23 protein-coding genes are annotated in these 23,281 nt (G+C 61.7%); 13 read left to right on the top strand and 10 right to left on the bottom strand.

Features of this window, described 5'->3' with window-relative positions; genetic code table 11:
* Window positions 1-48: 48 nt before the first annotated feature.
* Window positions 49-3,408 carry a carbamoyl-phosphate synthase large subunit gene (gene carB / locus phaeop14_RS11115; RefSeq protein ID WP_096789563.1) on the bottom strand — a complete coding sequence of 1,120 codons (3,360 nt, stop codon included), beginning with the start codon at window positions 3,406-3,408 and terminating at the stop codon, window positions 49-51.
* Window positions 3,409-3,596: 188 nt separating this feature from the next.
* Here carB and phaeop14_RS11110 point away from each other — a divergent pair, with 188 nt between their 5' ends.
* The 5 genes from phaeop14_RS11110 to phaeop14_RS11090 all read left to right on the top strand — a co-directional run bounded on the left by phaeop14_RS11110 (window position 3,597) and on the right by phaeop14_RS11090 (window position 10,161).
* The gene (locus tag phaeop14_RS11110; protein WP_096789562.1) at window positions 3,597-4,748 is read left to right on the top strand and encodes an aminodeoxychorismate synthase component I; all 1,152 of its coding nucleotides are present in this window, start codon (window positions 3,597-3,599) and stop codon (window positions 4,746-4,748) included.
* On the top strand, window positions 4,691-5,344 hold the full coding sequence (locus phaeop14_RS11105) for an aminotransferase class IV family protein (protein WP_096789561.1): 654 nt from the start codon (window positions 4,691-4,693) through the stop codon (window positions 5,342-5,344). Before phaeop14_RS11110 ends, phaeop14_RS11105 begins: the two co-directional genes overlap by 58 nt.
* Before the next feature lie 168 nt (window positions 5,345-5,512).
* Window positions 5,513-7,291: an aspartate--tRNA ligase gene (gene aspS, locus phaeop14_RS11100; protein ID WP_096789560.1), complete on the top strand. Its 1,779-nt coding sequence runs from the start codon at window positions 5,513-5,515 to the stop codon at window positions 7,289-7,291.
* A 217-nt stretch (window positions 7,292-7,508) separates the two neighbouring features.
* The gene (locus tag phaeop14_RS11095; RefSeq protein WP_096790294.1) at window positions 7,509-8,906 is read left to right on the top strand and encodes a DUF1800 domain-containing protein; all 1,398 of its coding nucleotides are present in this window, start codon (window positions 7,509-7,511) and stop codon (window positions 8,904-8,906) included.
* A 13-nt stretch (window positions 8,907-8,919) separates the two neighbouring features.
* Window positions 8,920-10,161 (top strand): DUF1501 domain-containing protein, encoded by a 1,242-nt coding sequence (locus tag phaeop14_RS11090; protein WP_096789559.1) that lies wholly within the window; start codon window positions 8,920-8,922, stop codon window positions 10,159-10,161.
* A 154-nt stretch (window positions 10,162-10,315) separates the two neighbouring features.
* Here the strand turns inward: phaeop14_RS11090 and phaeop14_RS19690 are convergent, their stop codons facing one another.
* Window positions 10,316-10,456 carry a hypothetical protein gene (locus tag phaeop14_RS19690; protein ID WP_158524467.1) on the bottom strand — a complete coding sequence of 47 codons (141 nt, stop codon included), beginning with the start codon at window positions 10,454-10,456 and terminating at the stop codon, window positions 10,316-10,318.
* A gap of 1 nt (window position 10,457) precedes the next feature.
* Window positions 10,458-11,177, bottom strand: coding sequence for a response regulator (locus tag phaeop14_RS11085; RefSeq protein WP_040180210.1), 720 nt, complete (start codon window positions 11,175-11,177; stop codon window positions 10,458-10,460).
* A gap of 222 nt (window positions 11,178-11,399) precedes the next feature.
* On the opposite strand from phaeop14_RS11085, the gene mce reads away from it, so the two are divergent.
* Together mce and phaeop14_RS11075 are read left to right on the top strand one after the other, a co-directional pair.
* Window positions 11,400-11,804: a methylmalonyl-CoA epimerase gene (gene mce, locus phaeop14_RS11080; protein WP_014875354.1), complete on the top strand. Its 405-nt coding sequence runs from the start codon at window positions 11,400-11,402 to the stop codon at window positions 11,802-11,804.
* Window positions 11,805-11,861: 57 nt separating this feature from the next.
* Complete coding sequence (locus phaeop14_RS11075; RefSeq protein WP_014875353.1) at window positions 11,862-12,137, top strand: DUF1467 family protein; 276 nt, start codon at window positions 11,862-11,864, stop codon at window positions 12,135-12,137.
* Between the two features lie 92 nt (window positions 12,138-12,229).
* Here phaeop14_RS11075 and phaeop14_RS11070 read toward each other — a convergent pair whose 3' ends face one another.
* Complete coding sequence (locus phaeop14_RS11070; RefSeq protein WP_040173974.1) at window positions 12,230-12,934, bottom strand: EI24 domain-containing protein; 705 nt, start codon at window positions 12,932-12,934, stop codon at window positions 12,230-12,232.
* Window positions 12,931-13,509, bottom strand: coding sequence for a nitroreductase family protein (locus phaeop14_RS11065; protein ID WP_096789558.1), 579 nt, complete (start codon window positions 13,507-13,509; stop codon window positions 12,931-12,933). The genes phaeop14_RS11070 and phaeop14_RS11065 overlap by 4 nt, the downstream gene beginning before the upstream one ends.
* 213 nt (window positions 13,510-13,722) lie before the next feature.
* Here phaeop14_RS11065 and phaeop14_RS11060 point away from each other — a divergent pair, with 213 nt between their 5' ends.
* Window positions 13,723-14,019, top strand: coding sequence for a DUF167 domain-containing protein (locus tag phaeop14_RS11060; protein WP_096789557.1), 297 nt, complete (start codon window positions 13,723-13,725; stop codon window positions 14,017-14,019).
* Window positions 14,020-14,083: 64 nt separating this feature from the next.
* Here phaeop14_RS11060 and phaeop14_RS11055 read toward each other — a convergent pair whose 3' ends face one another.
* Window positions 14,084-14,332 (bottom strand): hypothetical protein, encoded by a 249-nt coding sequence (locus phaeop14_RS11055; RefSeq protein WP_040173979.1) that lies wholly within the window; start codon window positions 14,330-14,332, stop codon window positions 14,084-14,086.
* 167 nt (window positions 14,333-14,499) lie between these two features.
* Between phaeop14_RS11055 and phaeop14_RS11050 the strand changes: the two genes are divergently transcribed.
* The 4 genes from phaeop14_RS11050 (at window position 14,500) to phaeop14_RS11035 (ending at window position 16,415) form a co-directional block, all read left to right on the top strand.
* Window positions 14,500-15,225: a M48 family metalloprotease gene (locus phaeop14_RS11050; protein WP_096789556.1), complete on the top strand. Its 726-nt coding sequence runs from the start codon at window positions 14,500-14,502 to the stop codon at window positions 15,223-15,225.
* A complete protein-coding gene (locus tag phaeop14_RS11045) occupies window positions 15,222-15,608 on the top strand; it encodes a YigZ family protein (RefSeq protein WP_244905759.1) in 387 nt (128 codons plus the stop codon). Before phaeop14_RS11050 ends, phaeop14_RS11045 begins: the two co-directional genes overlap by 4 nt.
* A 162-nt stretch (window positions 15,609-15,770) precedes the next feature.
* Window positions 15,771-16,052 (top strand): DUF6455 family protein, encoded by a 282-nt coding sequence (locus phaeop14_RS11040; protein WP_096790292.1) that lies wholly within the window; start codon window positions 15,771-15,773, stop codon window positions 16,050-16,052.
* Window positions 16,053-16,148: 96 nt separating this feature from the next.
* A complete protein-coding gene (locus tag phaeop14_RS11035) occupies window positions 16,149-16,415 on the top strand; it encodes a DUF6455 family protein (protein WP_096789555.1) in 267 nt (88 codons plus the stop codon).
* Here phaeop14_RS11035 and phaeop14_RS11030 read toward each other — a convergent pair.
* The 3 genes from phaeop14_RS11030 to rimO form a co-directional block, all read right to left on the bottom strand.
* Window positions 16,412-16,801, bottom strand: a complete 390-nt coding sequence (locus phaeop14_RS11030) for a thiol-disulfide oxidoreductase DCC family protein (RefSeq protein WP_096789554.1) — start codon at window positions 16,799-16,801, stop codon at window positions 16,412-16,414. The two genes, phaeop14_RS11035 and phaeop14_RS11030, sit on opposite strands and share 4 nt — an antisense overlap.
* Before the next feature lie 417 nt (window positions 16,802-17,218).
* Entirely contained in the window at window positions 17,219-17,920 is a 702-nt protein-coding gene (locus phaeop14_RS19640) for a DUF5677 domain-containing protein (RefSeq protein WP_145957404.1), read from the bottom strand.
* Window positions 17,913-19,340 (bottom strand): 30S ribosomal protein S12 methylthiotransferase RimO, encoded by a 1,428-nt coding sequence (rimO, locus tag phaeop14_RS11025; protein ID WP_096789553.1) that lies wholly within the window; start codon window positions 19,338-19,340, stop codon window positions 17,913-17,915. Before rimO ends, phaeop14_RS19640 begins: the two co-directional genes overlap by 8 nt.
* Before the next feature lie 410 nt (window positions 19,341-19,750).
* On the opposite strand from rimO, the gene phaeop14_RS11020 reads away from it, so the two are divergent.
* A complete protein-coding gene (locus phaeop14_RS11020) occupies window positions 19,751-21,703 on the top strand; it encodes an AsmA family protein (protein ID WP_096789552.1) in 1,953 nt (650 codons plus the stop codon).
* A 79-nt stretch (window positions 21,704-21,782) separates the two neighbouring features.
* Here the strand turns inward: phaeop14_RS11020 and phaeop14_RS11015 are convergent, their stop codons facing one another.
* Window positions 21,783-23,279, bottom strand: a complete 1,497-nt coding sequence (locus phaeop14_RS11015) for a phosphomannomutase/phosphoglucomutase (protein ID WP_040180202.1) — start codon at window positions 23,277-23,279, stop codon at window positions 21,783-21,785.
* Window positions 23,280-23,281 lie beyond the last annotated feature (2 nt).

The raw sequence follows: 23,281 nt of genomic DNA, 5'->3' as shown, positions 1-23,281 counted from the left end.
CGTTGTCGGGGCCTTTTGAATGGTTCGTTTTCTGCCAATGTCGGCTGATCAGCCCTGCAGGCTCTTCACCTCAACATCGCCCTCAGCCTGCGCCTTGATCGCGCGGGCGGCGGCATTGGCGCCGGCGGCGGTGGTGAAATAGGGGATCTTGTCATAGAGCGCGACGGACCGCATGTCCTTGCTGTCCTGCACGGCCTGCGCGCCTTCTGTGGTGTTCATCAACAGCTGGACGTTGCCGTCCTTCAGCATATCGACCACATGGGGGCGGCCCTCATAGACCTTGTTGACCAGCTCGCAGGGCACGCCATGACCGTCCAGCCAGCTTTGAGTGCCGCGTGTCGCCACCAGGGTAAAGCCCTGTTCCACCAGAATTTTTGCCGCATCCAGCATCAATGTGCCCTTGTCAGCATCCTTGATCGAAATGAACGCGCGCCCTTCGGAGGGCAGCACCATCCCGGCCCCCATCTGCGCCTTCAGGAAGGCGCGGGCAAAGCTGCGGTCCCAGCCCATGACCTCACCGGTGGAACGCATCTCCGGCCCCAGCAGCGTATCAACGCCGGGGAAGCGGGCAAAGGGCAGCACGGCTTCTTTCACCGAGAACCAGGGCATGTCGGGATCCGCCAACGTCATTGGGTCGGCCATCGGCACGTTGACGTCATAGCCGGCATCCGGCTCATACGGCGCACGCTTAGGGAAATTCGACAGCGGTTCACCGGCCATCACGCGGGCGGCGATGGAGGCGATGGCGCTGTCGGTGGATTTCGCCACAAACGGCACGGTGCGCGAGGCACGCGGGTTCACCTCAATCAGGTAGATCACCTCATTGCCATCGGCATCGGGTTTCACCGCGAACTGGATGTTCATCAGGCCGACCACATTCAGCGCCTTGGCCAGCGCATTGGTCTGGGTCTTGACCTCTGCAATCACCTCTTTTGACAGCGAGTAGGGCGGCAGAGAGCAAGCACTGTCGCCGGAGTGAACGCCTGCTTCCTCAATATGTTGCATGATGCCGGCCACATGCACATCCGTGCCGTCGCAGATTGCATCAACGTCCAGTTCCACCGCACCGGAGAGATAGCTGTCGAGCAGAACCGGGCTGTCCCCGGAGACCACAACCGCCTCGGCGATGTAGCGCTTCAGCTGGTCCATATCGCGCACGATTTCCATCGCGCGGCCCCCCAGAACATAGGACGGGCGTATCACCAGCGGAAAGCCGATTTCTTCTGCGATCTCAATCGCCTGTGCGTCGGTGGATGCAATGCCGTTACGCGGCTGCTTAAGACCCAGCTGATTGACCAGGGCCTGGAACCGCTCGCGGTCCTCGGCCAGGTCAATGGCGTCAGGTGAGGTGCCGAGGATCGGAATGCCTTCCTCTTCCAGCGCATTGGCCAGCTTCAGCGGTGTCTGGCCGCCGAACTGGACGATGACGCCATGCAGGGTGCCGTTTTCCTGTTCCTTGGTCAGGATCTCCATCACATGTTCGAACGTCAGCGGTTCAAAATACAGCCGGTCTGAGGTGTCATAGTCGGTCGACACGGTCTCCGGGTTGCAGTTGATCATGATGGTCTCATAGCCCGCATCGGTCAGCGCAAAACAGGCGTGGCAGCAGCAGTAGTCAAACTCGATCCCCTGACCAATCCGGTTGGGGCCACCGCCGAGGATGACGACTTTTTTCTTGTCCGAGGGGCGCGCCTCGCATTCCACATCGCCAAAGGCCGGAGCCTCATAGGTGGAATACATGTAGGGAGTCTGGGCCTCGAATTCGGCGGCACAGGTGTCGATCCGCTTGAAGACAGCGGTGACGCCAGCGTTGCGGCGGGCGCGGCGCACGTCACTCTCACTCTGGTCGGTCAGTTTGGCCAGACGCGCGTCGGTGAAGCCCAGCATCTTGATCGCGCGCAGACCATGCTCGTCCTGGGGCAGGCCTTCGGCGCGGATCTTGGCTTCGGTGTCAACGATTTCGCGGATCCGGGCCAGGAACCAGGGGTCGAATTTGGTGACCGCGTGGATGTCATCATCGGACAAGCCGTGGCGCATCGCCTGGGCGATGGTGCGCATCCGGTCCGGGGTCTGCTGGCTGATCGCCTTGATCACCGCGGCTTTGCCATCGGTCTCATCCTCGGTGCCGGGGATGGCCACCTCATCAAAACCTGTGAGCCCGGTTTCCATCGAGGCCAGCGCCTTTTGCAGGCTCTCATGGATGGTACGGCCAATGGCCATGGTCTCGCCCACGGATTTCATCGCGGTGGTCAGATAGGGCTCTGAGCCTGCAAATTTCTCAAACGCAAAGCGCGGGATCTTGGTGACGACATAGTCGATGGTCGGCTCAAACGATGCCGGGGTCACGCCGGTGATGTCATTGTCCAGCTCATCCAAAGTGAAGCCGACCGCCAGTTTGGCGGCGATCTTGGCAATCGGGAAGCCGGTCGCCTTGGAGGCCAGCGCCGAGGAGCGCGACACGCGCGGGTTCATCTCGATCACCACCATGCGGCCATCGGCTGGGTTCACGGCCCATTGCACGTTGGATCCGCCGGTTTCCACGCCAATCTCGCGCAGTACTGCAATCGAGGCAGAGCGCATCATCTGGTATTCTTTGTCGGTCAGCGTCAGCGCCGGGGCCACGGTGATCGAATCACCTGTGTGGACGCCCATCGGGTCGATATTCTCGATCGAGCAGACGATAATCGCGTTGTCGGCGGTGTCGCGCACCACCTCCATCTCGTATTCTTTCCAACCCAGCAGGCTCTCATCGACGAGGATCTGATTGACCGGAGAGGCATCCATGCCGGAGCGGCAGAAATGGATGTAATCTTCGCGATTATAGGCGACCCCACCGCCGGTCCCGCCAAGGGTGAAGGCCGGGCGGATGATTGCGGGCAGGCCGATGTCTTCCAGCTCATCCAGAGCCATCTGAACACCGGCGTCCAGATCGGCACTGCCGTTGTCTTTCTTCGGCGCTGTGATGATTGTGGCGCGGGGGTTTTCCAGCCCAAGCCGATCCATCGCCTCGCGGAACAGCTTGCGGTCTTCTGCCATTTCAATGGCTTCGCGCTTGGCGCCGATCATCTCAACGTCGAATTTCGCCAGCACGCCCATCTCTTCCAGCGCCAGCGCGGTGTTCAGACCGGTCTGCCCACCCATCGTCGGCAGCAGTGCGTCGGGGCGTTCTTTTTCGATGATTTTGGCAACCACTTCGGGCGTAATCGGCTCGATGTAGGTGGCATCCGCCAGACCCGGATCAGTCATGATCGTCGCCGGGTTCGAATTCACCAGAATGACCCGGTAGCCCTCTTCGCGAAGTGCCTTGCAGGCCTGCGCGCCTGAGTAGTCAAACTCACAGGCTTGGCCAATGATGATCGGCCCCGCACCAATGATCATGATCGATTGGATATCGGTTCTTTTCGGCATGGCCTGAATCCCTCTGATTTGCGCGAGTCATGGGCACCCCCGTGCGCCCAAATTGTCCTGCGTTATAGGGACCGCGCCGAAAGGTTCAAGGGGGATCGGAAACCGAATTGGAAATGCCGCATCCATGCCTTTTGTTCGCATATCGAACGGATATATGTGGAGAGGCAAGATAGACGGAGCAGGCAGACGTGCGGATTCGCTTTGATCAGGGGCCAAAGGGGGCCGCCACATGTTTTGACACCCCGCTGCGCATCATTCGCGCGGACGGGCCGGACGACGTGCCCGCGGCCTTGGCGGCGCTGGATACGGCGCGCGATGCTGGGCACTGGCTGGCGGGCTACGCGTCGTATGAGCTGGGCTATGCGCTTGAGCCGAAACTGGCGAGCCGGATGCCAGAGGCGCGGCGGCTGCCGTTGATCTGCTTCGGGGTCTATGATGAGCCCTCTGGTGAAACGGATCGGGCATTGCCAGACCTTCCCCCTGGCGATGCGGGTTTGGAGGGTAACACCCCCCGATGGACCTATGACCGCTATGCCCAGGCCTTCGCCGAGGTGAACCACAATATCGGTAGGGGCGACATCTATCAGGCCAACCTGACCTTCCCGATCGATGCCGATGCCTATGGCACCGCTGAAGACCTCTATGCAGCGTTGAAAGCCAGACAGGCTGTCGGCTACGGCGCCCTGATCGAACAGGACGATCTGCCGGATCTGTTGTCCCGCTCGCCGGAGCTGTTTTTCCGCACCGATGCGGAGGGCGTGATTGAGACTCGCCCGATGAAGGGCACCCAGCCGCGCAGCGTTGATCCGGTGGAGGATGCCCGCCGCCGCGACTTCCTGCGTCAGGATGAGAAAAACCGCGCTGAAAACCTGATGATTGTTGATCTATTGCGCAACGACATTTCTCGCGTGGCTGAGACCGGTTCGGTTCATGTGCCCGAATTGTTTGCCGTCGAGAGCTATGCGACGGTGCATCAGATGGTTTCCATGGTGCGCGCTAAATTGCGCCCCGACGCCGGGTTGGCAGAGATCTTCGCGGCGCTGTTTCCCTGCGGGTCCATTACCGGCGCACCGAAAATTCGGTCGATGGAGATACTGGCCGATCTGGAACCCTGGGCGCGCGATATCTACTGCGGCACAATCGGTTGGGCGGCACCGGATGGGTCGTCCGAATTCAACGTGGCCATCCGCACGCTGATGCTGGAAGAGGGCCGCGCGACGCTCAACGTGGGCGGCGGCGTGGTCTGGGACAGCACCGCAGAATCCGAATATGAGGAAGCGCTATGGAAAGCCCGGTTCGCCCGCGTGACGCCATCCAGAACGATCCCGCTTTCCGCCTGATCGAGACGCTGGGCTGGCTTCCGGGGCAGGGGTTCCGGCATCTGTCGCAGCATCTGGCCCGACTGGCGCGCAGCGCGGCGGCCTTTGACCTTGCCTTTGATCCTGAGGAGGCGGCGCGCGTATTGGCTGAGGTGACCGGCACAGCACCGCTGCGCTGTCGGCTCACGCTGAACGTGGATGGTCAGCTGGCGCTGGTCACAGCGCCGCTAGGGCCGATACCGGCGCAATGGCGTCTGGGCATCGCCGAGACCCTGCTGGACGCGGGGGATATTTGGTTGCAGCACAAAACCACCCGCCGCGCGCTCTATGACGCCGCGCGCGCCGCGCTGCCGGAGGGTGTGGATGAGCTGCTGTTTCTGAATGCGCGCGGTGAGATTTGCGAGGGCACGATCACCAATCTCTTTGTCACTCGCCCGGACGGGCAGATGGTCACTCCGCCGCTGTTTTGCGGCCTGCTGCCGGGTGTCCTACGGCAGGTGCTGCTGGAGCAGGGGAGGTGCGAGGAGGCTGTGCTGCGGCTTCAGGATCTGAAGCAGGCAAAAGCCATCCATATGGGCAACTCTCTGCGGGGGCTGATCCCGGCACGGCTGGTATAGTAGAGAACTGGGGGTTTCAGGCGTCAGACCACGCGGAAATCACCCAGTTTGCTTGACAACGCCGCCGCAACCTAGTGTACCACCCCGGACGAATTCCGCGCCGTTCTGGCGCATCTCCCGATTGACGGCCCGCCCGGTCATGTGACCGGTATAACGAAAGGTCACCCCATGCACGACTATCGCAGCCATACCTGCGCCGAACTCAACAAATCCAACGTCGGTGAGACCGTCCGCCTGTCGGGCTGGGTCCATCGCGTGCGTGATCACGGCGGCCTCCTGTTCATCGATTTGCGCGACCACTACGGCGTCACGCAGGTTATGGCCGACCCGGACAGCCCGGTCTTTGCCGACATCGAGAAGGTCCGCTCTGAATGGTGTATCCGCATCGATGGCAACGTAAAGGCACGCGACGAGAGTCTGGTGAACGACAAGATCCCCACCGGTGAGATCGAAGTCTTCATCCGCGACATCGAAGTGCTTGGCAAATCCGAAGAACTGCCGCTGATGGTGTTTGGCGAACAGGAATACCCGGAAGAAACCCGCCTGCGCTATCGCTATCTCGACCTGCGTCGCGAGAAGATGCAGAAGAACATGCTCTTGCGCTCCAACATGATCCAGTCGATCCGTCGCCGCATGTGGGACAAGGGCTTCAACGAGTATCAGACGCCGATCATCACCGCCTCCAGCCCCGAAGGCGCGCGTGACTTCCTGGTGCCGTCGCGCCTGCACCCGGGCAAATTCTATGCGTTGCCGCAGGCGCCGCAGCAGTTCAAGCAGCTGATGATGGTGTCGGGCTTTGACAAATACTTCCAGATCGCGCCCTGTTTCCGCGACGAAGACCCGCGCGCTGACCGCTCACCCACCGATTTCTACCAGCTCGATCTGGAGATGTCCTTTGTCACCCAGCAGGACGTGTTCGACACCATCCAGCCGGTGATGCAGGGCGTGTTCGAGGAGTTCGGGAAGGGCCGTAAGGTCGACAGCGAGTGGCCGCAGATCTCCTACAAAGATGCCGCCAAATGGTACGGCACTGACAAACCGGACCTGCGCAACCCGATCAAGATGCAGGATTGCTCCGAGCATTTCCGCGGGTCTGGTTTTGCGATCTTCGCGAACCTTCTGGAAAACGAAGGCACCGAAATCCGTGCCATCCCGGCCCCCACGGGTGGCTCCCGCAAATTCTGCGACCGGATGAATAAGTTTGCCCAGAGCGAAGGTCTGCCGGGCATGGGTTATATCTTCTGGCGTGATCAGGGCGAAGGCATGGAAGCCGCGGGCCCGCTGGCCAAGAACATCGGCCCGGAGCGCACCGAAGCCATTCGCCAGCAGCTGGGTCTGGGTGTTGGCGATGCGGCGTTCTTCCTCGGCGGCAAGCCCAAAACCTTCGAAAGCGTTGCAGGCCGCGCCCGCACCGTGATTGGAGAAGAGCTGGGTCTGACCGACAAAGACCGCTTTGCCTTCTGCTGGATCGTGGATTTCCCGATCTACGAGAAGGACGAAGAAACCGGCAAGATCGATTTCGAGCACAACCCCTTCTCCATGCCGCAGGGTGGCATGGACGCGCTGCTGGACGATCCGCTGGCGGTCAAAGGCTATCAGTACGATCTGGCCTGCAACGGCTATGAGCTGGTCTCGGGCGCGATCCGGAACCACAAGCCGGAGATCATGTTCAAGGCCTTTGAAATTGCGGGCTACGGCAAGGAAGAAGTCGAAAAGCGGTTCGGCGGCATGGTCAACGCGTTCCAGTATGGCGCCCCGCCGCACGGGGGCTGCGCAGCCGGCATCGACCGTATGGTGATGCTGCTGGCTGACGAGGCCAACATCCGCGAGGTCATCATGTTCCCGATGAACCAGCGTGCCGAAGATCTGATGATGGCGGCGCCCTCTGAGCCGATGAGCGAACAACTGATGGAGCTGGGCCTGCGGGTGATCCCGCAGGATCAGTAATCCGATCAAAATATGATACAAACAGGCCCGGGCAATTGTCCGGGCCTGTTTGCTTTTGGAAGGGCGCTGCGGCCTCCCCAGCGGAGAAGGTGGAAAACCGCGCCTGCAGTGCATAGGTTTGCAGGGCGCCGCAGGTCGCCCAAAAATTGATCTGTGGGTCGGCGCCGCAATGCACGACCGTCTGAAGGCGATATCAGTTGAGAAAGGCCCGAACACGATGCGCTTTGATCCTGAACTGGCAGAGATCCGCTTTGGCTGCGGTCTGTCGCCACGCCACGCGCCACCGAAGGGGCCAGACGAAATGCTCACAGCCCTGCGCGCGCCTGATCGCGCGGCTCAGGACTGGCCGATACCGGGGTTCGATGGTGCTTTGGCCGATGCGCGCGCCTATTCCGCCGCCCGCCGTGCCCGCAAGGCCGCGATCGGCAGCCCGCTGTTCGACGTACGGGACAAGGATCTGAAGCGCCAACGTGCCAGGATGCGGGATCATCAGGCGGTATGGTTCACTCAGCGGCTCCTGCGCTGTATCACAACATCAAACGGGTTTCGCGAACGCCTCACGCTGTTCTGGGCCGATCACTTTACTGCGCAGGGCAAGATTGCCGCCCTGCGCTACGGCGCGACGCCCTATGTCGAGAGTGCGATCCGCCCCAATATCGCGGCTCGGTTTGAGGATCTGCTGATTGCGGCGGTGACCAGTCCGCTGATGCTGCATTATCTGGACCAGCACCGCTCCACCGGTCCCAATAGTCGCCGCGCGGGGCGCGTGGCCCGGCGGCAGGGGCGCGTGGTTGGCCTCAATGAAAACCTGGCGCGCGAAGTGCTGGAGCTGCATACGCTGGGGGTTGGCGGGCCATACGGGCAACAGGATGTGCGCCAGCTGGCAGAGCTGTTCACCGGGATGATCTACAACATTGAGGACGGGTTCAAATTCGCGCCGGGTTGGGCAGAACCCGGTGCAGAGGTTGTGCTGGGGCAGCGCTATGATGCGGAGATCACCGGGCTCGCGGCGATCAAACAGGCGTTGCGGGATCTGGCCCGGCATCCGGCGACGGCAGATCATCTGGCGCGGAAGCTGGCGGTGCATTTCACCCGCGATACGCCGGACCCGGCCTTGGTCGCGCATCTGGCAGACCGCTACCGGGCGACCTCCGGCGATCTGATGCAGGTCTATGCGGCGCTGCTGGAGCACCCTGCTGCATGGGAGACGGATCTGGGCAACGTGAAACCGCCTTTTGCCTATCTTGCCTCCGCCTGTCGGGCGCTGGCGATGCCACCTGCGGCCCTGACCAAACTCAGCCGACCTCAGATGAACCGGTTCTTTCTGCGACCAATGCAGCGCATGGGGCAGCGTTGGGAGTTTTCCAACGGTCCAGATGGCTGGTCCGAGGCAGATGGCGACTGGATCACACCGCAGGGATTGGCGGAGCGGTTGCGCTGGTGCATGTCGGTGCCGGTGCAGCTGATGGAAACGCTGCCTGCGCCGTTGGAGGCCCTGCAAGATGCGCTTGGCAATCGCGCCACCGCGCAGCTGCGCTTTGTTGCCTCCGCAGCCGAGACCGAGCGGGAGGCGGTGGGGCTGATCCTGGCCGCGCCCGCCTTCCAGCGCCGGTGAAAGGGAAAGCCCGATGACAAATATACCGCCGACCCCCTCCGCCAGCCCGCCTGCCAGCCTGTCCCGACGCAGCTTTCTGGCGCGCTCCGGCCTGATTGGCTGTTCGCTGGCGGCCAGCCCGCTGCTGACACCGGTCAGCTTCGCCGCTGCCCCCTGGGACACAAGGCTGGCGGTGATCATTCTGCGCGGCGGCATGGATGCCATTGATGTGGTGCAGCCCTATGGCGATCCGGCCTATGCCGGGCTGCGGCAAACCCTGCTGGGCGGGCCGCAGAATGGGGCGGCGGACCTTGATGGTTTCTTTGCGCTGCATCCGGCGCTGGCGCCGTTGATGCCGCTGTGGCGGGCGGAACAGCTGGGGTTTGTGCAGGCGGTCTCCACCCCGTATCGCAACAAGCGCAGCCATTTTGATGGTCAGGATCTGTTGGAGGCGGGTACGCCGGGGCTGCATCAACGCCGCGACGGCTGGCTCAATCGGCTGCTGCAGGTGACCCCAGGGGTGGAGGCGCGCACCGCCTTTGCTATCGGACAGGGGGAGATGAAACTGTTGCAGGGGGCGGCGCCGGTCTCCGATTGGTCGCCGGATGCCGAGATCGCGCTCAGTCCGCAGGCGGAACGTCTGGCGGGGCTGATGATGGAAGGGGATCCGCTGTTTCACGCTGCGTTGGCCGAAGCGCTGGATTTGGCTGACAGCGCAAAGGCGGACGCAGCCGCCGGGCGCGCCGGAACCCCAGGGCAGGGTCCGCGTCGTGCACCGCCCCACCAGCGGATCGCCAGCTACGCGGCGCAGCAGCTGCGTGGGGAGAGCCGGATTGCCGCCTTTTCGATCAACGGATGGGACACGCATAATCGCCAGAAAGGCGCGCTGACGCGGGCGCTGCGCCGTCTGTCCGAGACTATTCTAACACTGCAAGGCGATCTGGGGCCGACTATCTGGGACAAGACGGCGGTGGTGGCGATGACAGAGTTTGGCCGCACCGTGCGCGAGAATGGCACCGGCGGAACAGATCACGGGACGGGTGGTGCCATGGTACTGGCCGGGGGCGCGATCAGGGGCGGTCGGGTCCACGGGCACTGGCCCGGTTTGACCGAGGCCGCGCTGTTTGATCGCCGCGATCTGATGCCCACCGGCGATGTCCGCGCGCAGATGGGCTGGATCATGCGGGGCATGATCGGCACCGATCATCAGGCGATTTCGGATGTGATTTTTCCCGGCGTCGAGATGGGATCGGATCCGGGTTTGGTGCGGCGCTAGGGAGATCTGGCGGAACCGTCGACTGAGATCAGGTAAGTTCGAGCTGTTGCACGGTATTGTACCGTCTCGGATATGAGGCGCTTGCCAGCGAAATCACCAACAGGCCACGCTGTAATGACTTCGGGCGCGGTGACGCTGTGTCAGCGCAGACGGATCAGCGGTCGCTGCGTTCTAGGATGACCAGAGATCCCAGACTGCGATCGCGGTTGCGGCGGATTTCACGGGCGGAGAACCGCGCCTGCAGGTATAACACGATGCCCAAAGTGGCAGATGCGATAAGGACGACTTCGATCATCTCAGATGGCGACCTTCTGTTTCAGACGTTCCTGCACCAGCCCGGCAACACGCGCGGCAACCCCAGCGACGGGGCGCCCGGTGCTACGGGCGTCCGCCAGATCGGCGGCGGCCCCGGCCAGATGGGAATCGCCAACGCTGCGGGCGACACCCCCAAGAAACTGCGCGACATAGTCCAATGTCTGTCCCTCCTCAGCTTCGTTCAGCACCTCAGCGGCGTGGGCCATATCATCCTGAAAGGCGAGCAGATCAGGCTCAATCACCTCATCGGTCAGCTCATTAGGGCCAGACAGCTGGCGCTCGGCGGGCAGGCGCGACAGGATCGCGGATTGAAAGGCCGCAAGCGAGGTGATCGGCTTGGCCAGAAACCCATCGGCCCCGGCTGCCATCGCCATCGCCTCTCCTGCCTCATCTCCGGAAATGCCAAGGATCACACCAACCCGCGGGCTGGCCTCCGCCATGGACTGAATGAGATCGGCGCCGGAGCCATCCGGCAGGCCTAGATCGGCAATTACCACGGAAGGTCTGTAAACCTTCAGGTGCCGATGGGCGGATTTCAGACAGTCAGCGCGCCGGATCCGGGCGCCACTGCGCAGGCACAGCAGGCGCATCGCCTCGCAGGCGTATCGGCTGTCTTCCACCACAAGAATTGTCAGCCCCAGCAACGGTCGTTTCGTCGTGGGCAAGCGGTGGGCGGCAGCAAACAGTTCCGAATCGTCCATGGTTAAGGCTCCTGACTGGATACGACTCAACGCTAGGGAAACGGGGCTAACAGCTGGTTAACATTGACGGCGCGCCTTTAGGTTGAATTGAATTCACTGGGATAAATTGATGCAACAGAGCGTTATTGCAGTGAATTTTCTGCCGCGCGGATTGGCGCACTTGCCCACAGGCAGCGGCTCTTTGATAAGTCACGTCAGACAGATCACTCAGGAGACCGCAAAATGATTGGCCGCCTCAACCACGTCGCAATCGCCGTGCCCGACCTAGACGCCGCTTCGGCGCAGTACCGCAACACCCTGGGCGCCAAGGTGGGCGCGCCGCAGGATGAGCCGGATCACGGTGTCACCGTGGTGTTCATCGAACTGCCCAACACAAAAATCGAGCTGCTCTACCCGCTGGGCGAGGCCTCCCCCATTGCAGGGTTTCTGGAGAAGAACCCAGCGGGCGGCATTCATCACATCTGTTATGAGGTGGATGACATCCTTGCCGCGCGTGACCGGCTGAAGGCGGAAGGCGCGCGGGTGCTTGGCTCCGGTGAGCCCAAGATTGGCGCCCATGGCAAACCGGTTCTTTTCCTGCATCCGAAGGATTTCAACGGCTGCCTGGTGGAATTGGAACAGGTTTGACGCTATCTGCCCCTTAACCCCTCGCAGTGGGGCGGGGGTATCAGAAGGACAGCTATCATGGGTGTGACATCCGGTTTGGTTCTTTATGCGGTGATCTGGTTCATGACCTTTCTGATCGTGATCCCGATCCGCATTGAGACGCAGGGCGACCGTGGCGAGATTGTGCCCGGCACGCATGCCGGGGCGCCGGAGCATCATTATCTGAAGCAGAAGGCCGTGATCACCACGATCGCCGCGGCCGTTCTCTGGGCGATTATCGCGACGATCATCCTCAGTGGTTGGATCACGGTGAATGATTTCGACTGGTTTGACCGGCTGCCTGATCCGCAATAGGCGCGCGCCTTAGACAACGATAATAGCGAAACAGGCGGGCATGGGCCCGCCTGTTTGCATGTCTGCCTGTCGTGACATGTCGGTGACAGAAATCAGCGCGAAACCAATTGCTGCCCGGCGAGCCGGTGAAACAGATGCGTGAATGTGGCTGCCCCGATAATGGGGACCAGCAGGTTCACCAACGGGATCGACAGCGGCATTGCCATCAACACGCCTGCCATCCAGACGGTGCCCAGATGTTTGCGCCGCAACCGCTTTGCCTCTGGCAGACCCAGGCGGCGGGCCGCCGCCAGCGTGAAATATTCACGCCCCAGCAAAAACCCGTTCAGCCCCCAGAAGATAAACAGCGCAAAGGGGGCAAACATAAAATACAGCACCAGCGCCAGCACATTGGCCACCACCAGAACGCCGAGGAAATTGATGGTGTCGCGCACCCCATCCCAGAATGGTGTCTTGATTGCGGGGGGTAGGCCCGGATAGTGGCGATCCTCCACCGCCTGCGCGACCTCATCCAGAAACATCGAGGTGATGGCCGAGGCCACAGGCACCATCAGGAACACCGACAGGAGCAGCATCAGCACCAGAGAGGTGATCGACAGCAGGTCGTCGATCCAGGTGACTGGCCCAATCAATGGCAGGGTGGCATCGGGACCGACCAGCCATTGGATCAGCGCCAGAAACGCCGCATAGGTCACCACCAGCAGCGCCACGGTCAGACCGACGCCCAGAAACAGGACCTTGCGGAAACGGGGATCGCCGAGCTGGCTCAGCGCTTTGGTGAAATCGGTCAGTATCATTGATCCATCCAGGTTGTCAGCGCGTCCAGATCCGGGCGGGGCCGTTCCGGCGGGGCCGAGGCCTCTGTTGCAATATGGATCAGGCCGGCAATCCGCTCATGCGGGTGCAAGCCAAACGCCTCGGCGCAGAAGTCTGGGTCGTGGCTGGCCCAGCCTGACAGCCAATTGGCGCCCCATCCGGCGGCCAGTGCGGCATTCAGCAGCGCCAGACAGACCGCCCCGGCGGAGTAGGTCTGTTCGATGGCGGGAATCTTAGGGCTGGCTTTCTGCACCTCGACCACGGCGACGGCCAAATGGCCCAGCTCAAACTGGCTGCGGGCTTTTGCGATGTCCTCCGCCGATTTGCCAAGCCGCTCACCGGCCTTGCTGGTCAGATCTGCCAGCCGCGCCATTGCGGGTTTCTCGATCACGACAAAACGCCAGGGTTCCAGCTTGCCATGATCCGGAGTGCGCGCGGCGGCGCGTAGCAGCGGCATCAGCGCGGCGCGGTCTGGCGCCGGGGCGACCAGTGTTTTGGCCGGGCGGGAGCGGCGCGACAGAAGAAACGTCAGGGCAGCATCATTGCGAGGGGACATATGTGAAACCTTTTTACATCTACCGCCCATGTCGGCAGGGCGGCGCGGGTTTTCAAGGGGCGATCCGGGGGGGCAGCGGAATTTGCCTGACAGGCGCGGGCATGAGGGCTGGCGGCATCTGCGGTCCGAACGCGGGGTCTGTGGCAGGAAATATCCCGGACGCCTGTGCAAAGTCTATGGAATCCGCCACCAATTCGCGCCATCACTGCGAATATGGGCAAGCCAAAGCAGAAAGACCTCCCCGATCTGAGTTATCTGGCCGTCGCTGGCGGCGAGATTGCCGTACGCGTCACTCCGAAGGCCGCGCGCAATGCGGTGCTTCCAGCTGCGCAGGCTGAAAGCGGGCAGGGGGCAACGCTCAAGATCACGGTGACGGCGGCGCCGGAAAACGGCAAGGCGACCGCTGCGGTTCAGGCGCTTCTGGCGCGCGCCATGCGGATTGCGCCCTCAGACCTGGAACTGCTGCGTGGCGCGACCTCTCGTGACAAGGTGTTTGCCTACCGTCCCTGACGGCGGCGTCCCTCATGAGGTATCACGACCTCAACGCAGGCTGACGGAGCACTTCTTCAGAGCGCTAGCTCTCCTCCTCATCCTCGCGGGTAAATCGGTAGACCCCTTCGGGCAGGTCCAGCGCCGCAGCCAGATCCCGGACCTGGCTGTGAGAGAGGGTGATTTTCTGCACCCGGTCGGTGCGCGGGTCCAACTGCTCGACCGTGACACATTCGGTGAAAATATTGATAGAAACATCCTCCATCAGCTGGGCGGTCTCGTCATCGACGAGGGTCACGACTGTGGCGTCGAATTCATGCTCAATGGTAAACATATGCCCAGCTTGCCATCGGGCCGCCCCCGCTGACAAGGCTTTGTCGCATCACGTATTCTTGCGGCACATTGCAGCCGCCAGGGCTTCATGCGATTGATCCTATGTCGGCTGTCGCGATAAGGTGGTACTGGCAACGCAATGGGCACTGGCAAAGCAAAGGAGATGTCATGCGTCGAGTCTTGCTGATGATGGGATGTGCGCTTACCATGGGGCTGGCAGCCTGCGATACCGTGGTCGACACCGGGACCGCGCCCGCCGCGCGGCCCTCCGGCCCACCGGCACAGGGCATGTCCCCGGCTGAAGGGCGCAGCGCCTTTGCGGCGGTCACCCGCGTTGTGGAGCCGGTTTCAGAACGTGAATGCCGTGCCCGGACGCAAGGCCTGAACTGCGACTTCCTGATCCGGATTGATCCCAACCCCAAGGCCCCTCCAAACGCCTATCAGAGCCAGGACCGGTCGGGGCGCCCTGTGATCACCTTCACCCAGCGGATGCTGGGGCAGATTGCCAATCGCGACGAACTGGCCTTTGTGATGTCGCACGAGGCCGCACACCATATCCGTGGTCATCTGGCACGCAAACGCCAAAGCGCAGTTGCAGGCTCGATCCTGCTGGCCGGGCTTGCGAGTGTTTCCGGTGCCAGTGCCGCCGATGTGGCCCGCGCGCAGGATCTTGGTGCCGTTGTGGGCGCGCGAACCTATTCCAAGAATTTTGAATTGGAGGCGGATGAGTTGGGCACGATCATCACCCATAAGGCCGGGTATCGTCCCAGCGTCGGGGTGAAATTCTTCTATCGTCTGCCCGATCCCGGTGATCGTTTCCTCGGCAGCCACCCCGCCAACCCGGACCGGGTGCGCGTAGTCAATCAGACGATCCAGAAATACAACCTGAATTGACCGATCTAGCGCAGTCCGTCGCCTCTCTGAGGCAGCTCGGCGTCGTGCTGAGCGACCGTGGCTCGCGCTACGCGGTCAGCGGCGCGCAGGTCACCAGCCGGGCGCAGATCGACGCGGTGCTGGCAGAGCTGAAATCCGACCGCAGCTATGCCAAGGCGACCCACAACACCTGGGCGGCGCAACTGCCCAGCGGTGGTCTTAAGGCCGATGATGGAGAGAGCGGCGCCGGTATGGTGATCCTGCGCATGATGGAGCGGGAGGGGCTGCGCGACCATGTCATCATCGTCACCCGCTGGTATGGCGGCAAGAAGCTGGGCGGCGACCGGTTTCGTCGGGTTCAGGATGCGGTGCGGGCCTATTTCGATCAGGTGACCGCCAGCTGAACCGAGATCCCATATGCCAGGCTGTTTGGCCCAGTGTCTTGAGTGTCAGGTGTTTTGGGCGTCCGGCGTCTCTGTTTATCGGCTGTTTGACCTGCATCAAGTCGCCCGGCCCTGACTGAGGTTAAGTTGCCCGCAGGATGAATGATTTCCGGGGACAGCGCGATGACCAGCCAAACCAATGAGACCAGCAGGCGAGATCTGAAAACCCACGCCGCCCTGTTTGACCGCATGGCGGAGACCGTGGGCCTTGATCTACAAGAGGAAGCGATCTCCGGTCGGCTGCGATTTGATGAGATCAGCGAGGCGGTGCTGCGCTGCACCCGCTGCGGCGGCGTCGGCGCCTGCCACAAATGGCTCGACAAAGGGCTGCGCCCGGGGGCCGAGGCGCCCGACTTCTGCCGCAACCGCGACCTCTTGGCCTATCTGAATGAGGAGGAGGTCTAAAGTCTGATCCCAGGCGTGTATCGGGCGAGGCCTCTCAATCAAACCGCCAGCCCGATGTTCCGCCCCTCTCATTCGATCCTCACAGGAGATCCTGACATGCACCCCTTGGGCCACCCGCTGCATCACCTGCGTCTGATCAAACGGATGGGGCAGACCTGCGGCGTTGATCTATCTGCCAGTTTTGCGGCGGGGCAGATCACACAGACGGATTGGGCCGATATGGTGACCCGATGTCGTGGCTGTCGCGAGGTCGCCCGTTGCGAGGCGTTTCTGGATCAGATCGACCGCGCCGCAGACACCATGCCCAAGGCACCACTTCAGGGCTGCCGCAATGGCGATGCGCTGCTCCGGCTGCGGGACTAAGCGTGGCTGCTGCGCCGCTGACGCAGCCGATGCCAGCGATAGAGCGCCGGCGCCAGGACATAATCATATAGGGCGGAGGCCAGCTGGCGCAGCCCCGGCAGCCCAACCACACGCGCCACCCAGCGATAACCCGGCATCTGCGCCCAAAGCACCAGAAACGCCGGGATGCCACTCAGCACCTTGCCCTGATGGCGCACATGCAGCCGCCGTGCGGCCTGATCCGCATCAACACCCCAGCGCGCCAGATCTTCTGAGTTGAGGTCATCAAAACGCAACGGCAGCTCCCGCCGCTCCGCCAGATTGGCGTAATGGCGGATCTCGATACTGCACACCGGGCACTCTCCGTTATAGAGGATCTCGGTGGTGTCGTCCTGAGGGGTCGGCATGGTTGGATGCCTCCTAGTTGGATGATTACCTAAGACATGTAACGGCGACCGGGCGCATGGCGAGAGGCAGATGGTCACACCTGCGCTTGGCTTGTGGTTAACGCGAAGCGTTCCCGCAGGCGTACCAAGCATAGGCTTTCTCCTTCCTCACCTCGGCCGGAAGGGGGATTTTTGGGCGATATCAGATGCGTCCGCACTGTCGCGTGGCATTGCCAGGCGCTCTCCCTGGTTGGTTGCGGTTGAGGGAGAAGATAGGAAGAAAAGGTCGAAAGGGGAGGGGAAACCCAAAGCCCGCGCTTTGCGCGGGCAGCGCCCGACCCTCCCCTTAACGTGTAGGCTTGTCTCCGGCAAAACGGAGAGGGCGCTTTTACAACTACTTAGGGTCAGGTGATGGGTTTCGTGTTTGAATTTGAGATCTTAGATTTTTTCCGCACGTCGTTTTAAGGTCTCTACAGTGTGTAATGTTTGTCTAAGAACACCGCAAAGTGCGTCAGCAATCACGTCTTGGGTCGTCGCGTGTGCAACTGGGTATAGTTCGATAGAATAGGCCGAAGATTTGTCGGGTGAAATTCTAAGGTTTCTTTTTATCGCTCCCGCATAGGTGGGGTGCGTCATTCTGCACAGGCTGCGATATACGCTTTCATATTCTGTTGTTCGATCGAAGGTTTGATATTTCTGATTGAGTTTCTGAGGTTCTTTGACACCTGAAAACTTCAAAGATGCAATGCGCTCGTTAATTTGAGATAGCTTGGTGGAGGTGTCGGAGTGAGACGCGATTTTTCTGTAGTATGGATTTCCCTTCTCGGCTTCAGTCAGAATTTTCTTTTGATGACCCTCATACTCCAGTTGGAGCCGGCGATGATGCTCCGGATTCTTCAGGACAAAGTCCAGTTCAATGCTGTACTCAAAGAAAGACCTAAGGATGATCTCTGCATCAAAGTGCTGGCCAGCTTCATGCAGTATCAGAGTGCTCCTTGCCAGCGAGCAAATTGAACTGAGTAGGCTAACTTCGTAGGCGTGGGAGAATGTCTCCGGCTGACGAAGGAAAGGGGAAATCTCCTCTTCAAGAGATTGAATATCGAGTCTTGCCGCTTCGAAACTTCTTTCTGGTTCAGCCATCCTGAGGAATTATTCCCCACAAATCATACTCCCCCGCCTCATCAACTTCAACGGTGACCAACTCGCCAACCTGCAGCCCTTCGGTGCCCTCATCAATGAACAGGTTGCCGTCGATCTCAGGCGCGTCGGCTTTGGTGCGGCAGGTGGCGATGCCGTCCTCGTCGATGTCGTCCACGATCACCTGTAGGGTCTGGCCGACCTTGGCCGCCAGCTTTGCCTCGGAAATCGCCTGCGCCTTCTCCATGAACCGGTCCCAGCGCTCCTGCTTTACCTCTTCGGCAACGTGATCCGGCAGGTCGTTCGACCGCGCGCCATCGACGTTTTCGTATTTGAAACAGCCCACACGATCCAGCTGTGCCTCATCCATCCAGTCGAGGAGATGCTGGAACTCAGCTTCTGTCTCGCCGGGGTAGCCAACGATGAAGGTGGAGCGCAGGGTGATATCCGGGCAGGTTGCGCGCCAGGCCTTGATCTCATCCAGCGTTTTGGCTGCAGCCGCCGGGCGCGCCATGCGGCGCAGCACATCCGGGTGGGCGTGCTGGAACGGGATATCCAGATAGGGCAGCAGCGCGTTATCCGGATCCGCCATCAGCGGGATCAGCTCACGCACATGCGGGTAGGGGTAGACATAGTGCAGCCGCACCCACAGCTCATCCGCGGGGGCCAGTTTGCCCAGCTCGCGGCTCAGATCTTGAATATGGCTGCGCAGCTCACCGTCTTTCCACGGGTTCACATCATATTTGCGATCCAGCCCATAGGCGGAGGTATCCTGCGAAATCACCAACAACTCGCGCACGCCAGCATCCACCAGTTTTTCCGCCTCGCGCAAAACCGCATGGGCAGGGCGGGACGCCAGTTTGCCACGCATGTCGGGGATGATGCAGAATTTGCACTTGTGATTGCAGCCCTCGGAGATCTTCAGATAGCTGAAGTGGCGCGGCGTCAGCTTCACACCCGCTGCTGGCAGCAGATCTACGTAAGGGTTGGGTGAGGGCGGCACGGCGGCATGGACCGCATCCAGCACCTGCTCATATTGATGCGGGCCGGTCACCGCCAGAATGCGCGGATGATGCGCGCGGATGTAATCCGGCTCTGCGCCCAGACAGCCGGTGACAATCACCTTGCCGTTTTCCTTCAGCGCCTCACCGATGGCCTCAAGGCTTTCGGCCTTGGCACTGTCGAGAAAGCCGCAGGTGTTCACGATCACCGCATCCGCCCCTGAGTAATCCGGCGACACGCCGTAGCCCTCAGCCCGCAGCCGCGTCAGGATCCGCTCACTGTCAACCAGCGCCTTGGGGCAGCCCAGGGACACCATGCCAAGGGTCGGCTGCCCCTCACGGGGCGCCTCGCCAAGCCGGGGCTTGGGCGCAAGATCGGGGCGAAGGCTGGGCGGATTGGCGGAACCGGGTGTCTGTGTCATGCGCGCGCGTATATCAGGACTGGGACAGGAGGCAAGGAAAACGGGGTGTCCTGCGTGCACCCGCTGTACGCCCCCTGTGCCTCCCTCGTTCGTCAGAGGCTGCATTTCCCGCTTACCCGGACGATAGGCCGAGCAGCACCTGACTTTCTCCCTGGGAAGGCGCTTTGCACCTCCTCTAGGTACGACGCTGCCCTCGGAGGCCGAATAAGACCACCGACCATGGATAGCCCTAGGAATGGCGCATGATCTCTCTGAGAGGAACGGTCAGCGGCACCGGCTGCGCTGACCAACAGCCGCAAACACGCAGTGCTTTGATACCGGGCGAGGGCTTCGCGCATTGCACCCGCCCGCCCACGCGGTAAGCTGCGCAAAACCCCGCGGGAACAGGGGGCAAGGCAAGAGGTGCGGTGATGAAGCTGATAATCCGGGTTGTAATAGCGCTGGTGGTGGCCGTGGTGCTGCTGTTGGGCGCGCTGTTGGTGCTGCCGGGCGAGAAACTGGCCCAGCTGGCCGCGAGCCAGATCGAGAAGCAGACCGGGCGCACGGTGACCTTTGGCGGGCGTGTTGGCTACACGCTCTGGCCGACGCTGGGGGTGAAGGCAGACCGGGTGGCGCTGTCCAATGCCGATTGGGCTGGTCCTGAGCCGATGCTGACGGCAGAGCGGCTGACCATCGGTATTGCGGCAGCGGATCTGATCGGGGGTAAGGTTCGGGTGACCGAACTCTCGGCGGTGTTGCCACAGCTCAATCTCAGCACCCGCGCGGATGGCACCGGTAACTGGGTGCTGGGTCCCGTCGACGAGGGCCAGACCGGGGCCGCGCCAGCCGCCGAGGGCCGCATGGAAAGCCTGCCGGTCAGTATTGAGGCGCTGAACCTCACTGGCGCCAGCCTGCGCTACGCCCCCCATGGCGAGACTCCGATTGAGCTGACCCAGGTTGATCTGGCGCTGCAGTGGCCTGAGCCTAACGGGACTGTGCTGGCCGATATCACGCTGCGCCCTGCTGGCGCGCCGGTGCAGATCGCGGCGGAGATCGGCACGTTTGAGGCATTTCTGGCAGGGCAGGTTGCCTCGGTCGGGGCCAGTGTGACCGCTGATGAGACCGAACTGCGGTTTGACGGGCGGGCTAATATCACTGGCGCCGCGACGGGTCGCCTGACTGGAAAAAGCTCTGATCTGGCGCGCAGCCTTGCGGTCTTGGGCGGCGCTGAGGGGGTTGAGACACCCGCGGTGAAGACTTGGCTCATCGCGTCGGATCTCACCTATACCACCGATGGGCGTCTGGCGCTGCGTGATCTGACACTGGAGGCAGATGCCAATCGGTTGCGCGGCGCAGCGGATGTGGTGCTCGGCGATGTGCCCAAGGTGACCGCGCGTCTGAGCGGTGACCAGCTGGATTTCTCGGCGCTGCTGCCCGCGGGCGATGCGGACCTGCCTGCGGCGGCTGCGGCTGGCACGGGTACGGATCCGGTCAGCGACGGCTGGTCGCGCGAGCGCATGGATTTCGGCTGGCTGGCGGCGCTGAATGCGGCGATTGCACTGGATGTTCAGGGGGTCGACACCGGCTCCGTCAAACTGGGGCCAAGCAAGCTGGACCTCGCGCTGGACAACTCTCGTGCGGTTCTGAAATTCCTGCCTGCCAGCGTCTTTGACGGTCAGGTGCAGGGGCAATTGGTGGTCAACAATCGCAATGGTCTGTCGGTTGGTGGCAAGCTGAGTTTTCAAGACATCCGGCTGGAACAGGCGCTGGGGCAGACCATGGGATATGATCGCCTCAATGGCGAGGCGCTGGGCGAACTGGAATATCTGGGTGTCGGCAATTCAGTAGCGGAGATCATGTCTTCGCTCAGCGGCAAAGGCTGGCTGGAGGTCGGCAAAGGGTTCTTTACCGGCTTTGATTTGGAACAGCTGATGCGCAGCGGCAGTGGCAATGGCGGCAGCACCGTGTTTGATCAGCTGACCGCCAGCTACACGATGGAGGGCGGCAATCTCCTTAATCGGGATCTGCTGCTGACCCTGCGCGGGCTGCGCGCCGAGGGGGAGGGCCGCATCGGGCTTGGGGCGCAGGATCTGGACTATCTCTTTACCCCCAGCATCCAGCGCGGGGATGGCAGCACCCGCCTGTCGATCCCCGTGGCCATCACTGGCCCCTGGAGTGACCCAAAGATCCGTCCCGATCTGAAACGGGCGCTGGAGCCGGAAATCGACGCGGTGGAACAACAGGCCAAGGACCGCCTGCGCGAGAAATTGAGCGAAGAGTTGGATACAGAGATCGCGCCAGAGCAGGACATCAATGAGGCGATCCGCGACCGGATCGAGAAAGAGGCAAAAGACCAGTTGCTGCGGCTTCTCGGTGGCGATTGAGGCTGCGGCTAGATGACATGTCCTACAACAGAAAACGCCCGCCAATGGCGGGCGTTTTCTACTTCAACTCTGAGAATGATCAGAAGGTCTGATCATAGTCACCGACCAGCGGTTCGGTGCGGATCACAGCGTCAATCTCGGCAAAGATCTCGCGCAGTTCCGCTTCGCTTTCGCTGCTCTCGCAGACCACCACGAGGTTGGGCGTATTGGAGGAGGCCCGCACCAGCCCCCAAGATCCGTTATCAAGGATCACACGCGCACCGTTCACGGTGACGACCTCCTTGATGGGGCGGCCTGCCAGTGTCTCGCCAGCCTCGGCCTTGGCAACCAGCTTCTCGACCAGACGCTCCAGCACAGTGTATTTCTCGGTATCGGCACAATAGGGCGACATGGTGGGCGTCGCCCAGGTCTTGGGCAGCGCCTTCCTCAGGTCGGACATGCTCTTGTCCGGGTTGCGGTCCATCAGCTTGCAGATTTCCACCGCCACGCGCATGCCGCAGTCGTAGCCCCGGCCCACAGGTTCGGCGAGGAAATAGTGGCCGGATTTCTCAAACCCTGCCAGCGCGCCGATTTCTTTCACCCGCCGTTTCATGTGGCTGTGACCGGTTTTCCAGTAATCCGCCGTCACACCATTGGCCTTCAGCTCGGGATCCGAGGCAAACAGCCCGGTGGATTTCACATCCGCCACAAAGGTCGCATTCGGGTGCAGTTTGGACAGATCGCGGGCCATGATGACGCCGACCTTGTCGGCAAAGATCTCCTCGCCCTCATCATCCACCACGCCGCAACGATCGCCGTCGCCATCAAACCCCAGCGCCATATCGGCGCCAGAGGCCTTCACGCTGTCGGACATATCGTGCAGCATTTCCATGGCTTCGGGGTTCGGGTTGTAGTGCGGGAAGGTATAGTCCAGCGCGTTGTGGCTTTCGACCACCTCAACCCCCATCCGTTCAAACAGCTCCGGTGCAAAGGCGGAGGCGGTGCCATTGCCGGTGGCGCAGACCACCTTCAGCGGGCGGGACATTTTGAAATCGCCGACCAGATCATCGAGATAGGCCTCTTTTACGCCATCCACGAACTGATAGGAGCCGCCGGGGCGGGCCACGCCCTCACCATTCAGGACAATGTCCCGCAGCTCACCCATTTCATCTGGACCATGGGTCAGCGGGCGTTCAAAGCCCATCTTGACGCCGGTCCAGCCGTTGGGGTTGTGCGAGGCGGTGACCATGGCCACCGCAGGCACATCCAGATGGAACTGCGCGAAATAGGCCATCGGCGACAGGGCCGGGCCAATGTCGCGCACCTCGATACCGGCCTGCATCAGGCCGATGATCAGCGCGTGTTTGATAGAAACCGAATAGTCGCGATAGTCATTGGCCACCGCAATCACCGGCGGGATGCCGCGCTTGTGCATTTGCGTGCCAAGCCCCAGCCCCAGCGCCGTCATGCCGGGCAGATTGATTTCCTCAGGGTATTTCCAGCGCGCGTCATATTCGCGAAAACCGGTGGGCGTGATCATCGGATCGCGCAGAAAGCTCCAGGTGTTCGGGCGCACCTCGGGGATGGGTTTGGTCATGG

This window comes from Phaeobacter piscinae (assembly GCF_002407245.1).
GTDB classification, from domain to species: Bacteria; Pseudomonadota; Alphaproteobacteria; order Rhodobacterales; family Rhodobacteraceae; genus Phaeobacter; species Phaeobacter piscinae.
This window is presented reverse-complemented; position numbering and strand designations above follow the sequence as displayed.